The organism is Pseudomonas sp. COW5, from assembly GCF_026240005.1.
Classification (GTDB): Bacteria; Pseudomonadota; Gammaproteobacteria; order Pseudomonadales; family Pseudomonadaceae; genus Aquipseudomonas; species Aquipseudomonas kribbensis.
Window position 1 is genome coordinate 4,650,471 of the sequence record NZ_JAPHVP010000001.1, and the last position, 15,558, is coordinate 4,666,028.

Annotated in this window: 13 protein-coding genes; 8 read left to right on the forward strand and 5 right to left on the reverse strand. The window is 60.9% G+C overall.

What is annotated here, in order from left to right; all coding sequences use genetic code 11:
• Positions 1 to 101 precede the first annotated feature (101 nt).
• The 3 genes from lon (at position 102) to OQ248_RS21255 (ending at position 5,023) form a co-directional block, all read left to right on the forward strand.
• Entirely contained in the window at positions 102 to 2,498 is a 2,397-nt protein-coding gene (gene lon, locus OQ248_RS21245) for an endopeptidase La (protein WP_085712471.1), read from the forward strand.
• A 147-nt stretch (positions 2,499 to 2,645) separates the two neighbouring features.
• Positions 2,646 to 2,918, forward strand: coding sequence for an HU family DNA-binding protein (locus OQ248_RS21250; protein ID WP_002552737.1), 273 nt, complete (start codon positions 2,646 to 2,648; stop codon positions 2,916 to 2,918).
• Positions 2,919 to 3,151: 233 nt separating this feature from the next.
• Positions 3,152 to 5,023: a SurA N-terminal domain-containing protein gene (locus tag OQ248_RS21255; RefSeq protein ID WP_265813891.1), complete on the forward strand. Its 1,872-nt coding sequence runs from the start codon at positions 3,152 to 3,154 to the stop codon at positions 5,021 to 5,023.
• Positions 5,024 to 5,081: 58 nt separating this feature from the next.
• Here OQ248_RS21255 and OQ248_RS21260 read toward each other — a convergent pair whose 3' ends face one another.
• The gene (locus OQ248_RS21260; RefSeq protein ID WP_265813892.1) at positions 5,082 to 6,287 is read right to left on the reverse strand and encodes an MFS transporter; all 1,206 of its coding nucleotides are present in this window, start codon (positions 6,285 to 6,287) and stop codon (positions 5,082 to 5,084) included.
• A 121-nt stretch (positions 6,288 to 6,408) separates the two neighbouring features.
• Here OQ248_RS21260 and OQ248_RS21265 point away from each other — a divergent pair, with 121 nt between their 5' ends.
• From OQ248_RS21265 to OQ248_RS21275, 3 genes are all read left to right on the forward strand, one after another.
• Positions 6,409 to 7,308 (forward strand): LysR family transcriptional regulator, encoded by a 900-nt coding sequence (locus OQ248_RS21265; protein ID WP_265813894.1) that lies wholly within the window; start codon positions 6,409 to 6,411, stop codon positions 7,306 to 7,308.
• A 91-nt stretch (positions 7,309 to 7,399) separates the two neighbouring features.
• Complete coding sequence (locus tag OQ248_RS21270) at positions 7,400 to 8,266, forward strand: DUF2242 domain-containing protein (protein ID WP_265813895.1); 867 nt, start codon at positions 7,400 to 7,402, stop codon at positions 8,264 to 8,266.
• A gap of 161 nt (positions 8,267 to 8,427) precedes the next feature.
• Positions 8,428 to 8,577, forward strand: coding sequence for a hypothetical protein (locus OQ248_RS21275; protein ID WP_170929600.1), 150 nt, complete (start codon positions 8,428 to 8,430; stop codon positions 8,575 to 8,577).
• 4 nt (positions 8,578 to 8,581) lie between these two features.
• On the opposite strand, the gene OQ248_RS21280 is transcribed toward OQ248_RS21275, so the two are convergent.
• Both OQ248_RS21280 and OQ248_RS21285 read right to left on the reverse strand, forming a co-directional pair.
• Complete coding sequence (locus OQ248_RS21280; protein WP_265813897.1) at positions 8,582 to 9,622, reverse strand: AraC family transcriptional regulator; 1,041 nt, start codon at positions 9,620 to 9,622, stop codon at positions 8,582 to 8,584.
• Between the two features lie 3 nt (positions 9,623 to 9,625).
• Positions 9,626 to 10,756 carry a carbon-nitrogen hydrolase family protein gene (locus OQ248_RS21285; RefSeq protein WP_265813898.1) on the reverse strand — a complete coding sequence of 377 codons (1,131 nt, stop codon included), beginning with the start codon at positions 10,754 to 10,756 and terminating at the stop codon, positions 9,626 to 9,628.
• 205 nt (positions 10,757 to 10,961) lie between these two features.
• Between OQ248_RS21285 and OQ248_RS21290 the strand changes: the two genes are divergently transcribed.
• Positions 10,962 to 12,998 carry an NADPH-dependent 2,4-dienoyl-CoA reductase gene (locus OQ248_RS21290; protein WP_265813899.1) on the forward strand — a complete coding sequence of 679 codons (2,037 nt, stop codon included), beginning with the start codon at positions 10,962 to 10,964 and terminating at the stop codon, positions 12,996 to 12,998.
• Positions 12,999 to 13,039: 41 nt separating this feature from the next.
• Positions 13,040 to 13,954 (forward strand): pyridoxal-phosphate dependent enzyme, encoded by a 915-nt coding sequence (locus OQ248_RS21295; RefSeq protein ID WP_265813900.1) that lies wholly within the window; start codon positions 13,040 to 13,042, stop codon positions 13,952 to 13,954.
• Here OQ248_RS21295 and OQ248_RS21300 read toward each other — a convergent pair.
• Positions 13,945 to 14,499 (reverse strand): cytochrome b, encoded by a 555-nt coding sequence (locus tag OQ248_RS21300; RefSeq protein ID WP_265813901.1) that lies wholly within the window; start codon positions 14,497 to 14,499, stop codon positions 13,945 to 13,947. The genes OQ248_RS21295 and OQ248_RS21300 overlap by 10 nt on opposite strands.
• A 190-nt stretch (positions 14,500 to 14,689) precedes the next feature.
• The gene (phnX, locus tag OQ248_RS21305; protein WP_114884124.1) at positions 14,690 to 15,517 is read right to left on the reverse strand and encodes a phosphonoacetaldehyde hydrolase; all 828 of its coding nucleotides are present in this window, start codon (positions 15,515 to 15,517) and stop codon (positions 14,690 to 14,692) included.
• Positions 15,518 to 15,558: the final 41 nt, after the last annotated feature.

The following is a 15,558-nucleotide window of genomic DNA, read 5'->3' on the forward strand; positions in this document are numbered from 1 at the left end:
ACATCCGCTTTGCGCTTGTTTTTTTTCAAGGCAGCCCCCATCTTGGTTTCAAGCTTAATTCCATCTGATTACGGCCATATGGCCGCCGTAGAGGCGAAATCATGAAGACCACCATCGAATTGCCTCTCCTGCCATTGCGTGATGTCGTTGTGTATCCGCACATGGTTATCCCGCTGTTCGTGGGGCGCGAGAAATCCATCGAAGCCCTCGAGGCCGCGATGACGGGCGACAAGCAGATCCTGCTGCTGGCCCAGAGAAACCCGGCTGACGACGATCCTGGCGAAGACGCTCTGTATCGCGTCGGTACCATTGCCACCGTTCTGCAACTGCTCAAGCTGCCTGACGGCACCGTCAAGGTTCTGGTCGAAGGCGAGCAGCGGGGTACTGTCGAACGTTTCAGCGAGGTCGATGGCCACTGCCGTGCCGAAGTCTCCCTGATCGACGAAGTCGACGCCGCCGAGCGCGAGTCCGAAGTCTTCGTGCGCACGCTGCTGTCGCAGTTCGAACAATATGTTCAGTTGGGCAAGAAAGTCCCGGCTGAAGTCCTGTCGTCGCTCAACAGCATCGATGAGCCGGGCCGTCTGGTCGACACCATGGCCGCGCACATGGCGCTGAAGATCGAGCAGAAGCAGGAAATCCTCGAAATCATCGACCTGGCTGCCCGGGTCGAGCACGTTCTGGCTCTGCTGGACGCCGAAATCGACCTGCTGCAGGTCGAAAAGCGCATCCGCGGCCGCGTCAAAAAGCAAATGGAGCGCAGTCAGCGCGAGTACTACCTGAATGAGCAGATGAAGGCCATTCAGAAGGAGCTCGGCGACAGCGACGAAGGCCACAACGAAATCGAAGACCTGAAAAAGCGCATCGACGCTGCCGGTCTGCCGAAAGACGCACTGGCCAAGGCCACCGCCGAGCTGAACAAGCTCAAGCAGATGTCGCCGATGTCGGCCGAAGCCACCGTCGTGCGTTCCTACATCGACTGGCTGGTGCAGGTGCCGTGGAAGGCCCAGAGCAAGGTGCGTCTGGATCTGGCCCGTGCCGAAGACATTCTCGACGCCGATCACTACGGCCTGGAAGAGGTCAAGGAACGCATCCTTGAGTACCTCGCCGTGCAGAAGCGCGTGAAGAAGATTCGTGGCCCGGTGTTGTGCCTGGTCGGTCCTCCGGGCGTGGGTAAAACCTCGCTGGCGGAGTCGATTGCCCACGCCACCAACCGTAAATTCGTGCGCATGGCCCTCGGTGGCGTGCGTGACGAAGCGGAAATCCGTGGTCACCGTCGGACTTACATCGGTTCGATGCCAGGAAGATTGATTCAAAAGATGACAAAGGTGGGCGTCCGCAACCCGCTGTTCCTGCTCGATGAAATCGACAAGATGGGCAGCGACATGCGTGGCGATCCGGCGTCGGCGTTGCTGGAAGTGCTCGATCCGGAGCAGAACCACAACTTCAACGATCACTATCTGGAAGTCGATTACGACCTGTCGGATGTGATGTTCCTCTGCACCTCGAACTCGATGAACATTCCGCCGGCGCTGCTGGACCGGATGGAAGTGATCCGTCTGCCGGGCTACACCGAAGACGAAAAGATCAACATCGCCGTCAAGTACCTGTCGCCAAAGCAGATTGCCGCCAACGGCCTGAAGAAAGGCGAGCTGGAGTTCGACGAAGAAGCGATCCGCGACATCATCCGTTACTACACCCGCGAAGCCGGTGTGCGTGGCCTCGAGCGGCAAATTGCCAAGGTCTGCCGCAAGGCAGTCAAAGAGCATGCGCTGGAAAAACGTTTCTCGGTGAAAGTGACAGCTGATCTGCTGGAGCACTTCCTTGGCGTGCGCAAATTCCGCTACGGTCTCGCCGAGCAGCAGGATCAGATCGGTCAGGTGACCGGCCTGGCCTGGACTCAGGTCGGTGGTGAATTGCTCACCATCGAAGCGGCCGTCGTGCCGGGCAAAGGCCAACTGATCAAGACCGGTTCGCTGGGCGACGTAATGGTCGAATCGATCACTGCGGCCCTGACCGTTGTGCGCAGCCGTGCCAAGAGCCTGGGCATTCCCCTGGACTTCCACGAGAAGCGCGACACCCATATTCACATGCCGGAAGGTGCTACGCCGAAAGACGGTCCGAGTGCCGGTGTAGGCATGTGCACCGCGCTGGTGTCGGCTTTGACGGGTATTCCTGTGCGCGCCGATGTCGCCATGACCGGCGAGATCACCCTGCGTGGTCAAGTCCTTGCCATTGGTGGCCTGAAGGAAAAACTCCTCGCCGCACACCGTGGTGGAATCAAGGTCGTGATTATTCCGGAAGAGAACGTGCGTGATCTGAAGGAGATTCCTGACAATATCAAGCAGGATCTGCAGATTAAACCGGTTAAATGGATTGACGAGGTCCTGCAAATTGCGCTGCAATACGCGCCGGAGCCCTTGCCGGATGTGGCTCCGGAGATTGTCGCGAAGGATGAAAAACGCGAGTCCGATTCCAAGGAAAGAATTAGCACGCATTAATACGTCTTTGGCTGGGGGGCTTGTTGACAGTTTTTTAGAGCCCTTGTTATAAAGCGGCTCTTAAGTGTCTGTAGGCCATTCAGCACTCGTTTTTGCTTTCACCAAAAAACTTAGAATCATCTCAAAATAGATATAAGGGGACTTAGAGTGAACAAGTCGGAACTGATTGATGCTATCGCTGCATCCGCTGATATCCCGAAAGCTGCTGCTGGCCGTGCGCTGGACGCTGTAATCGAATCCGTCACTGGCGCTCTGAAGGCTGGCGACTCCGTAGTTCTGGTAGGTTTCGGTACTTTCTCGGTAACCGATCGTCCAGCTCGCATCGGTCGTAACCCACAGACCGGCAAGACTCTGGAAATCGCGGCAGCCAAGAAGCCAGGTTTCAAAGCCGGTAAAGCCCTGAAAGAAGCCGTCAACTAAGTTTGATTCAGGTTTTTACCCATCCGGGTCGGGGTCATGCCTGACTTGGCAGCGGAGCGGTAGAGTAGGCAGTCTGGAATAATTGCCTGCTACACCGGGATCGAGGGTTCGAGCCCTGTCCGCTCCGCCAGTTACGAGAAGGCGCATCCTCGGATGCGCCTTTCTTCTATCCGGATTCTACCCACGCTCCACGGTTGCCTAATTTTTGAAGTTCAACCGTTTCTGGGGGACGCATGCTGCAGAATATCAGGGACAATTCACAAGGCTGGATTGCCAAGACCATTATCGGGGTCATCGTTGCACTGATGGCCCTGACCGGTTTCGATGCCATTTTCAAGGCCACGACTCACACCAACGAGGCGGCCAAGGTCAATGGTGAAGAAATCAGCCAGAACGAGCTGAGCCAGGCCGTTGACATGCAACGCCGTCAGCTGATGCAACAGCTGGGCAAGGACTTCGATGCTTCCTTGCTCGACGAAAAAATGCTGCGCGAATCGGCCCTCAAGGGTCTGATCGATCGCAAGCTGCTGCTGCAAGGCGCAGAAAAATCGAAGTTCGCCTTCTCCGACGCGGCGCTGGATCAGGTGATCCTGCAAACGCCTGAATTCCAGGTTGATGGCAAGTTCAGCTCCGACCGTTTCGACCAGGTGATCCGTCAGCTGGGCTACAGCCGTATGCAATTCCGCCAGATGCTGGCTCAGGAAATGCTGATCGGTCAGCTGCGCGCTGGCGTAGCCGGCAGCGGTTTCGTGACTGACGCTCAAGTGCTGGCCTTCGCCCGTCTGGAAAAGCAGACCCGTGATTTCGCCTCGCTGAACATCAAGGCTGACCCGGCCGCCGTGAAGCTGACCGACGATGAGGTCAAGGCTTACTACGACGAGCACGCCAAGGAATTCATGACCCCGGATCAGGTGGTCATCGATTACCTCGAGCTGAAGAAGGCTTCGTTCTTCGATCAGGTCGCAGTCAAGGACGAAGACCTGCAGGCGGCGTATCAGAAAGAGATCGCCAACCTGTCGGAACAGCGTCGTGCGGCGCACATTCTGATCGAAGTGAACGACAAGACCACCGAGGCCCAGGCCAAGGTGAAGATCGAAGAGGTCCAGGCACGTCTGGCCAAGGGCGAGAAGTTCGAAGCGCTGGCCAAGGAGTTCTCGCAGGATCCGGGCTCGGCCAACAACGGCGGTGACCTGGGTTATGCCGGTCCTGGCGTCTACGACCCGGCCTTCGAGAAAGCCCTGTATTCGTTGAACAAGGATCAAGTGTCCGAGCCGGTTCGCACCGATTTCGGTTTCCACCTGATCAAGCTGCTGGGCGTCGAAGCGCCGGAAGTGCCGACCTTCGCCAGCCTGAAAGACAAGCTGACCCACGAGCTGAAAGCCCAGCAGGTCGAGCAGCGTTTCGTCGAGGCGACCAAGCAGCTGGAAGACTCCTCGTTCGAAGCGTCTGACCTGGCGCAGCCGGCACAGGATCTGAAACTGACCGTGCACACCTCCAAGCCGTTCGGCCGTGAGGGTGGCGAAGGTGTTGCGGCCAACCGCGCCGTGGTCACTGCCGCGTTCAGCAACGAAGTGCTGGATGATGGTGCCAACAGCACCGCCATCGAGCTGGATCCGGATACCGTGATCGTGTTGCGTGCCAAGGAACACCTCAAGCCTGCGCAACTGCCGCTGGAAGCCGTGGCCACCGCCATTCGCACCCAGTTGGCTAAAGAGCACGCCAGCGCGGCTGCCAAGACCAAGGCGGAGCAGCTGATCGCTGGTCTGCGTGACGGCAAGACCCCGCTGGACAAGGCCATCGACGGTCAGAGCTGGAAAGTCACCCAGGCCGCCACCCGTGCTCAGGAAGGTGTTGATCCAGCGGTGCTGCAAGCGCTGTTCCGCATGCCGAAACCGGCAGGCAAGGACAAGCCGACTTTCAGCAGCGTGACATTGCCTGATGGCAGCCTGACCATCGTGCGCCTGAACGCTGTGAACGAAGCCGCTGCGCCAACCGATGAAGAGAAAGCGCAATACCGTCGCTTCCTCGCTTCGCGTGAAGGCCAGCAGGACTTCGCGGCGTACCGCAAGCAGCTGGAAAGCGAAGCGGACATCAAGCGTTTCTGATGCCTGACTGAGCGATAAAAGAAGCCCCGGATGAAAGTCCGGGGCTTTTTTTTGTCCGCTATTCAGCGCGTGGGAATCCATGTTGTCGGGCATTTACGGTCGCCCAGAGGGTCAGAATCAAAAAGCCCGCAACGATCCAGGGAAAGGCACTGACGCCCGGATTCGCCAGCAACAGGCCACCCGCCAGTCCGCCACCGGCAATGCCGACATTCCACAGGGTCACCAGCATCGATTGTGCGGTGTCGGCGGCGTCCTTCGCGGTTTTCGCCGAGGCCGTCTGCAGCAATGAAGGCATTGCGCCGAAGGCCAGTCCCCATACCGCCGTGGCGGCGTAGACCACGCCGGGTATTTCCCGCCACAGGGCCAGAGCAATCGCGGAAAGCATGAACAATGCGGTGCCGATCAGTACCAGCTCCCGCAGCCAGCGATCAATCAGGCTGCCGACGATCCACAGGCTCAACACTGACGCCAGGCCGAACACCAGTAACACGCGATCGATTTCGGCACCGAGCCCGGAGGGTTCGAGGAACGGCGCGATGTAGGTGTACAGAAGGTTGTGAGCGACCACGTAGGACAGCGTCACGAACAGCACGGATCGCACGCCCGGCAGGGTAAACACCTGACGCAGTGGCAAGCGTTTTCCGGCGCGCTCACCGGCAAAGTCCGGTACCTGCCAGCGTACCCAGATCACCAGCAGCACGGTCATTGCGCTCATGATCGCGAAGCTCAGCCGCCAACCGACCACAGTTCCCAGCAGCGTGCCCGCCGGTATGCCCAACGAAAGCGCGAGAGGGGCGCCGAGCATGGCCACGGTGATGGCGCGGCCCTGCAGATGCGGGGCCACCATGCGGCTCGCATACCCTGCCAGCAACGCCCAGAGCAACCCGGCAAACACGCCGGCAATAAAGCGTGCAATCAATGTCAGCCAGTACCACTCCGACATCGCGGTAATGCTGTTGGCGATGGCAAAACCGCCAATGGCCGATAACAGCAGTGGTCGGCGACGCCAGCCTCGGGTGGCGATGGTCAGCGGAATGGCCGCCAGCATCGATCCGATGGCGTACAGCGTGACCAGTTGCCCGATCAGTGCCTGAGAGACGTCGAGACTCGCGCTCATCTGCGGTAACAGGCCAGCGGGCATGGCTTCGGTCAGCACGGTAATGAATCCGGCGGTGGCCAGTGCGAGCAGGGCACCCAACGGTAATCGCTCTGCAGGTTCGACCGGGTTGGCAAGCGTTGCAGAAGTGAGTTGTGCATCGTTCATGAGCCAGCATCCATTTTGCCGAGGGAGATGAAGGCCACAGGGTAGGGCGCTGCACATTCGGGAAAAACAGGTTAGGGTTCCGAACATCTCGGACAGGAATGTCGTGAATCAGAGGGGAAGAATGGACAGTCTGGGCAGTATTTCGGTGTTCGTGCAGGTGGCGGAAACCCGCAGTTTTACCGAGGCGGGCCGCTTGCAAGGCGTGTCATCTTCGGCGGTGGGCAAGAGCATCGCGCGGCTGGAGGCGCGGCTTGGGGTCAGGTTGTTCCATCGCACCACCCGCAGCATCACGCTCACCAGTGAAGGCGCGCTGTTTCTCGAACGCTGCCGCAAGATTCTCGCCGAGGTCGAGGCGGCTGAATTCGAGTTGTGCGATGCCGCATCGGCGCCTCACGGCAAGTTACGGGTCAGCTTACCCCAGGTACATGAACTGGTGATGCCGGTCATGAATGAATTCATGGCGCTGTACCCGCAGATCGAGCTGGATCTGGACCTCACCGATCGCATGGTCGATGTCGTCGAGGAAGGCTTCGATGCCGTCATCCGCACAGGAAAACCTCGGGATTCGCGACTCATGGCCCGGCCCTTGGGGAAATTTCACATGGTGCTGGTGGCCAGCCCCGGGTATTTGCGCGAACACGGTGTGCCGCTGATCCCCACCGATCTGGCGCAGCACGCTTGCTTGCGCCATACGTTTCACGCCACGGGCAAACTGGAACCCTGGCCGCTGAAGCGCGAGGAGGGCGTTCCCGAGCCGGGCTTGCCGACACGTCTGGTCAGCACATCAATTGAAGCGGTCAGCCATGCGGCACTGGCTGGCCTGGGCATCGCCTGCCTGCCGGACTTCATGACTCATGAGGCGCAAAGGCAGGGGCGCCTGCAGCGAGTGCTGGATGAGCATCTGGAGCATGTCGGACAGTTCTGGGTGCTATGGCCATCAAGTCGCCATGCAACCGCCAAATTGCGGGTGTTCATTGATCATTTGTCGGCGCGACTTTTTCCGGTCGCCGAGGGTCAGTAGAGTTGTAACTGTTTTAAGACACTAATCCGTACGCCGCGGGGCAGCGATCTGTTGCACAATACGCCCCGGACCGTTTTCCTCAGGATGTTTAATGTTGAATTCTATTCCCGTGCGTTTTTTCGGGTTGGCGTTGTTGCTGACCGCCGCTGCCGGCTGCTCCAAGGACAAGCCTATCTACGAGCATGAGAACTTCGACGACTCCGGCACCTTTTCGCGCAACTATCCGGTCACCGATGCCGCCAGCTGCGAAGCGGCGCGCCGTGCGTTGCTCAGCCAGGGCTACATCATTACCAGCAGCGACCCGAAACTGGTCAGCGGGCACAAGAGCTTCCAGCAGACCGGTGAAACCCACATGGAGATCAGCTTCAACGTGGTGTGCACCGATGACGGCAGCTCCGCGCACCACGCGACCGTGTTCGCCAACGCCCTTCAGGACCGCTACGCACTGAAGAAGACCAACAACTCGGCCAGCCTCGGGGTTGGCGTGTTGGGCTCGGTGTCGATGCCGATCGGCTCCTCTGACGACTCGATGGTCAAGGTGGCCAGCGAAACCGTGTCCTCGCAGAAGTTCTACGAGCGCTTCTTCACCCTGGTCGAGCTGTTCCTGCCGGCCGAAGCGAAGAAAGCCGCCCACATCACCGAGAAACCGAAGGCCGATCTGGGCGTACCGGAACCCAAGGCTGCGCCGGCCGCGCTGGCCCCGACGCCAGCGGCCGAGCCGGCTCCAGCGCCGGCCGCCGAACCTGCCGCGACCCCGGCGCCTGCCCCTGCAGAGGCTAGTCCGGTCAGTTCGGAAACGGTCGTTCCACCTGCCGAGGCGGCGCCGATCACCCCGGCCCCGGGTTCGGAGCTGGTTCCGACATCAGCGCCGGCACCGGAAGTCATCACGCCACCGGCCAATCCGACTGACTTGCCGCCGCCATCAGAGCCGATCCCGGCGATGCCAAGCGGGCATTGACCGGTTGCGGGAGCGATGCAACGTCGCTCCCGCTTCGTTTCCTGTGTGAGCTGAAATGTCGGTTCACACCTTCTGAAAAAATCCCCGCGATAAATCCCTGACCGCCTGCTACGTTTATTTCATGAAGGCCGTGTTTCATTTTTCCTTCATACGGGCACTTTATGCTCGAGGCACTGGTCATTTGCTCCAGGCCATTTCAGCAAAGCAGTGAGGGGGATTACACGATGGATGACTATCAAGAAGAACTGCTTGAATTCCAGGCTTACGAACTGGATTCGCCGGAGCCTGCGGAAGACGCCACCGAGCTCTGAGACTTCAGCCCGTCTTGCGGTGACTGCGGCGAAACTCGCCCGGTGTCTGGCCGTTCCAGCGCTTGAAGGCGCGCTGGAAAGCTTCGGCCGAGGCAAAACCCAGCAGGTAGGCGATTTCGCCGAACGCCAGTTCAGTGTCGCGGATGTAGGTCATCGCCAGATCGCGGCGGGTGTCGTTGAGGATCGCGCGAAACTGCGTGCCTTCTTCGGCCAGTTTGCGCCGTAACGTCCAGGTTGGCAGCTTCAGGCGTGCCGCCACTTCTTCCAGGTCGGGTTCCCGGCCGCCATTGAGCAACGGCCCGAGCAATTGCGTGATGCGTTCACGCAGACTGCGGGTTCGCGTCAGTTGTTCCAGTTCCCGTTCACACAGTTGCAGCAGATGTTTCCAGGTGCTGGGGCAATGCTCCGGGTTGCGTGCGGCCAGGCTGGCGAGGCTCAGGCGCAATTGATTGTGTTCGGCGCCGAACTGGATCGGGCACTCGCCGAGCACGGCGTAGGCGTCGCGGTAGTCCGGGGTGTCGAACTCGATTTCGATTCGTTCCGCGCGCAGCGGTTCGGGGCTGACGCCGGACAACTGATGCAGCCACCCGGCGATGATCGAATCCACCACAAAGCGGTTGTAAGCGTTGTACGGGCTGATCGAGTAGAACCGCAGCCACGCGCCGCTGGCGTCTTCGTGGAAACTCGACTGGCCACGATAATTGGAGCCGTACAACGGCTCGAAGCGCGTCAGGCAGCGGGCGGCCTCGCGCACGGTCGGCGCCTGCGCCGCGGTGACGCCGGCCAATCCCGCCTGGCTCAGACGACTGAGCTGGCCCATGCGCAAACCCAGTGCCGGATCGCCGGTCAACTGAATTGCACCATGACCCAGGCGCATGTAGCGCGGGATCGACAGGCGTGCGCCGGCCTCGGCCAGTCTTGCCGCGTCGAGGCCGTATTGCTCGAGCAACGGCTGCGGATCGGCGTCATGGCTGCGCACGGCATCGGCGAGGCTATGGACGAAGCCCACTGACAGATCCCCGAGACGCATCGGCAGCGGCTTCATGGCCTACAACCAGAGATTGAGCAAACGCGCGCCACGGGCCTCACCGTCGGCGAACTGCTGGCCATTGCTGCTGAGGAAGCTCTGCCCGGAACTCGGCTTGTCCCAGAACTGCCCGCGCAGGAACACGCTCATGCCGGCAATCGCCCGGCTGCCCGGTGGTTGTGCCGTGAGGGTCAGGCGATGCCAGGCCTGGCCTTCGCTGACCTCTCCCGGTTTGAGGCTGACCGAGTCCGGCACGTTCAAGCCCCTGTAACCCTGCCAGGGCTGATCCCACACGCCATGCCCGATGACGAACGCAGGCACTGCTATCAGTTGCGCACCTTGCTCGTCGAGCTTGCGGTAGTTGTCCGGATACCAGCTGTCGTTGCCGATCAGCACGCCGAGGCGTCCGGCGGGGGTGTCGACCACATTGATCTGTGAAGCCTCGCCAGTGCCGGCGGCTTGATCCTGATCGAAGATCGGGTGCATCTGCCGTTGCGGCTGGCCGAGCGGGGCGCCGTCACGTCCGAACACCACGCTGGTGTTGTACAGCGCGCCGCTGCCGGCCTTGAGTCGGCCGTCGATGATGTTCGGCTCGGGCAGCACGATTGAGCCGGCCACCAGAGTGATATGGAATTCCCTGGCCAGCCCGCCGAACAGTAACTGATAGTCCTTGGCCATGTCTCGGGATTTCATCCGCAGGTGGGCGTCATCCAGACGGCTGCTACCCCTGGCGGTGAGCCAGGCGCGAGCGAACTGCAACGGGTTGCTGGCGGCCAGCCAGTTCATCGCCTCTTCGAGGGTGGGGGCCTGGTACAACTCGTCTTTCTCGCCGCTGATCATCAGCCAGGTACCGACATGCTCGGGCAGCACCACGATGGTTTTGTCATTGAGCAGACCCTGATCCTGCGCCTGTTGCAGATAGGCCGCGAGTTTGCGGTGCAGGCGCTCGGAGCTTTGGTAGTCGGTGGGGAACAGTTCCGGCTGAATCCCCAGCAGGTTGCCACGGTCGGCGCGGGTGCCCTGGTCGACCGCCAGTTTGATCCGCAGGTCCGACAGGTAATGACCGGCCGGGCGGTCAGCCGCCCACATGGCGTAGAAGGTGAGCGCGGCGACCAGCGCCATGGAAAAGGTCAGGTACAGAAGTTTGCGCATGAAATCCAACAACAGCCGGGTACAGAGTGTGGGACTAGGGTAGGGCCCATGCCTGCGCTTGCCAAGGGGCGCTGCACATTTGGATCAATAACTTGTCAGTTACGGTCATTGAGTGACAGCGATGCGACTCTTAGGCTGTCGAACATGACTGACGGGGGACGCAGAGCTCCCGCATTTTCCGTGATCGCTCGCTGTGGAGTTACCGATGACCGCCACTTACCCGCACCTGCTGGCCCCGCTGGACCTGGGATTCACCACGTTGCGCAACCGCACCCTGATGGGCTCGATGCACACCGGCCTGGAAGAGAAACCGGGTGGTTTCGAGCGGATGGCGGCGTACTTCGCCGAACGCGCCCGTGGCGGCGTCGGCCTGATGGTGACCGGCGGTATCGGCCCGAACGACGAGGGCGGCGTGTACTCCGGTGCCGCCAAGCTGACCACCGAGGAAGAAGCCCTCAAGCACCGCATCGTCACCCGTGCGGTGCATGAAGCGGGGGGCAAGATCTGCATGCAGATCCTCCACGCCGGCCGTTATGCCTATAGCCCGAAACAGGTCGCCCCGAGCGCAATCCAGGCGCCGATCAACCCGTTCAAGCCCAAAGAGCTGGACGAAGAAGGCATCGAGAAACAGATCAGCGATTTCGTCACCTGCTCGGTACTGGCCCAGACCGCCGAGTACGACGGCGTGGAAATCATGGGTTCCGAAGGCTACTTCATCAACCAGTTCCTCGCGGCCCACACCAACCACCGTACCGACCGTTGGGGCGGCAGCTACGAAAACCGCATGCGCCTGCCGGTGGAAATCGTTCGCCGCGTGCGTGAAGCGGTTGGCCCGAACTTCATCATCATCTTCCGTCTGTCGATGCTCGATCTGGTGGAAGGCGGCAGCACCTGGGAAGAAATCGTCACCCTGGCCAAAGCCATCGAGCAGGCCGGTGCGACCATCATCAACACCGGCATCGGCTGGCACGAAGCACGGATTCCGACCATCGCCACCAAAGTGCCGCGTGCGGCGTTCAGCAAGGTCACGGCCAAGCTGCGCGGTTCGGTGAGCATTCCGCTGATCACCACCAACCGTATCAACACCCCGGAAGTCGCCGAGCAGATCCTGGCCGAAGGCGACGCCGACATGGTCTCGATGGCGCGGCCGTTCCTCGCCGACCCGGATTTCGTCAACAAGGCTGCCGAAGGCCGCGCCGACGAAATCAACACCTGCATCGGCTGCAACCAGGCCTGCCTCGATCACACCTTCGGCGGCAAGCTCACTAGCTGCCTGGTCAACCCGCGTGCCTGCCACGAGACCGAACTCAACTACCTGCCGGTCAAGCAAATCAAGAAGATCGCTGTGGTCGGTGCCGGCCCTGCCGGTCTGTCCGCTGCCACCGTGGCTGCCGAGCGCGGGCATCAGGTGACGCTGTTCGATTCCGCCAGTGAGATCGGCGGCCAGTTCAACGTCGCCAAGCGTGTGCCGGGCAAGGAAGAGTTCTACGAAACCCTGCGTTACTTCAAACGCAAACTGCAGACCACCAACGTCGAGGTGTGCCTGAACACCCGCGTCGATGTGGCAAAACTGGTGGAGGGCGGTTACGACGAAGTCATTCTGGCCACCGGCATTGCACCGAGAGTGCCGGCGATTCCGGGTGTCGAGAACGCCAAGGTGCTGAGCTACCTGGATGTGCTGCTCGAGCGCAAACCGGTGGGCAAGCGTGTGGCCGTGATCGGCGCCGGCGGTATCGGTTTCGACGTGTCGGAGTTCCTCGTCCATGAAGGCGTGGCCACCAGCCAGGACCGTGCTGCGTTCTGGAAAGAGTGGGGCATCGACACCAATCTGGAAGCCCGTGGTGGCGTGGCCGGGATCAAGGCTGCACCGCACGCACCGGCCCGTGACGTGTTCCTGCTGCAACGCAAGAAATCCAAGGTCGGCGACGGCCTGGGCAAGACCACCGGCTGGATTCACCGCACCGGTCTGAAGAACAAGCAGGTGCAGATGCTCAACAGCGTCGAATACCTGAAGATCGACGACGAAGGCCTGCACATCCGCATCGGCGAAACCGGCGAGCCGCAAGTGCTGCCGGTGGACAACATCGTCATCTGCGCCGGCCAGGATCCGCTGCGTGAGCTGCACGACGGTCTGGTGGCTGCCGGGCAGAACGTGCACCTGATCGGTGGCGCCGATGTGGCGGCCGAGCTGGATGCCAAGCGTGCGATCAATCAGGGTTCGCGTCTGGCCGCCGAACTCTGATCCACCCTAGAATGCCGGCTCTTTTTACAGAGCCGGCCTTCATGTTTCTGCCTCCCACCGACTGGCTGGCCCCAGCCCCCCTCGAACCCCTTCATCTGGACTGGCTCAGTGCCGCCGGCATTGAAGTGGCTATCCTGCGCCTCGACCGGATCGACCCGCTGATCAGCGGCAACAAGTGGTTCAAACTCGTCGAACACCTGAAAGCCGCCGACCGTGCGGGTGCCAAAGGCATCATCAGCCTGGGTGGCGCGCACTCCAATCATCTGCATGCACTGGCCGCGGCGGGCAAACGCCTGGGATTCACAACGGTCGGGATGTTGCGCGGACATCCGCAGGACACGCCGACGGTGAGGGATCTGCAGGATTTCGGCATGCAGTTGCACTGGCTCGGTTATGGCGGTTATCGGGCACGGCATGAACCGGGATTCTGGCAGCCGTGGCTGGCGCAGTACCCGACGCTGCATCCGGTGCCCGAAGGTGGCGGCGGGTTGCCCGGTGCGCAGGGTTGCGCATCACTGAAGGATCAAGTGAGTAATCAACTCGGCAAGCTCGGCTGGGACAACCATGACGGCTGGTGGCTGGCCTGTGGCACCGGCACCACTCTTGCGGGACTGGTGCTGGCAGAGGCGGGTGGACACCCGGTGTACGGCGCAATGGCCGTGCCCGATGATCACGGCGTCGCGGCCAATGTCGAGACGATTGTCGGTGATATCGGCGGCTACGAGCTGATCGATGCCAGCCGTGGCGGCTTCGCCAAAGTCGATGCGCCGTTGCTTGAATTCATCGCGCAGACCGAGCGGGCAAGCGGCGTTCCCCTCGAACCGCTGTACACCGGCAAGGCCTTGCTCGCGCTCAAACAACACATCGAGGCGGGCTGTTTCAAGAGCGGTACGCGCTTGATCTTCATCCACACCGGCGGCTTGCAGGGCCGGCGTGGATTCTACGGTCAACCCTGATTGCGCTTGGGCATCATCCGCAGCAGCGTGTTATCGCCCACCACGTAATGGTGATACAGCCCGGCCAGCGCATGCAGGCCGATCAGCCAGTAGCCGATGTTGCCGATCAGTACGTGCCAGTGTTCAACCTGCTTGGCGAAGGCTTTGTCCTCGTGCACCAGCAACGGCAGGTCGAAACCGTAGAACATCACTTGATGCCCCTCGGCACTGGTGATCAGCCAGCCCAGGATCGGCATGGCGATCATGAACAGGTACAGCACCCAGTGCATCAGCCGGGCCAGTGCGGTCTGCCACTGCGGTGAGGCAGGGAAGATCTTCGGCGCCGGGCCGATGCTGCGTGCCACCAGGCGAAACCACACCAGCACGAACACGGTCAGGCCGAGCATGTAATGCACTTCGCGGATCAGCGAGCGGCCGCCACTGCCCTTGGGAAAGATGCCTCGCAATTCCATGCTGGCATACACCAGCACCAACAACACCAGCATCAACCAGTGCAACAGGACTGACACGGTGCTGTAGCGTGATTCGGAACTTGTCCACGGCATACGGTATTTCCTCACGGATCAGGGTCGAAACGTGCCGTTCTTGAGCGACGGCATGCTTTAACTGTAATCCGCTTTGGCCGATTTGCGCGCGTCTAAAAACTCTTTCATTGCGCGAAATCAGGGGTTTGCCCATAAAAAAACGCCAGTGTCTGCCCGACACTGGCGTTTTTGTTTGCTGCAGGTCGCGTTATCAGCTGCTTTGCGGCATCTCACCCTTGGCCAGACGCTTGTTGATGTCGGCGATTACTTCCGGCAGGTCGGTGATGGTGTCGATCATGTAGTGCGGACGCGAGCCTTCGAACAGGGCGTGGATACGCTTGCGTTCACTGGCCAGGGCGTCGCTGCCCAGTGCGCGGTAGCCTTCGTAATCCAGACCCAGCGCGTTGCCGGAGCAGATCAGCGCCACGGTCCACATCCCGGCGCGACGACCTTCGAGAATCCCCGGTACGGTGTCGTCGATCTTCACGCAGGCGGCGACATCGTCGATGCCCAGTGCAATCACGTTGGCCAGGGCCTGGGCCGGCCATGGGCGGCCGTTCGGCACTTCGTCGGTGGCCACCACGTGGTCGGCGATGTAGCCGTTGGTGGCGGCCAGTGCCACGACCTTGTCCATCACTTGCTTCGGATAACCGGAGCAGGAACCGATCTTGATCCCTTGCTGGCGCAGGTTGGCGATGGTCTCCAGTGCGCCGGGAATCAGCGCCGAGTGCTCGGCGATTTTCTCGATCTGCAGCGGCATGAAGCGGTTGTAGATCGCGGTCACGTCATCGTCGGTCGGGGTGCGGCCGAACGCCTTGCGATAACGCTCGGCAACCTGCGGCTGATCGCACAGGGTGCGGATGTGATCCCACTTGCCCATGCCCATCGGGCCACGGGCTTCTTCGATGGAAACCTGGACATCGAATTCGGCGAAGGCTTCGACGAAGATCTGGGTCGGTGCGAAGGAGCCGAAATCGACCACGGTGCCGGCCCAGTCGAGGATGGCGGCTTGCAGTTGGGTTGGGTTGTTGTAGTTCATGCTGGTCAGAATCCTGTGGTGGCAATGCAATTCAAATAAAG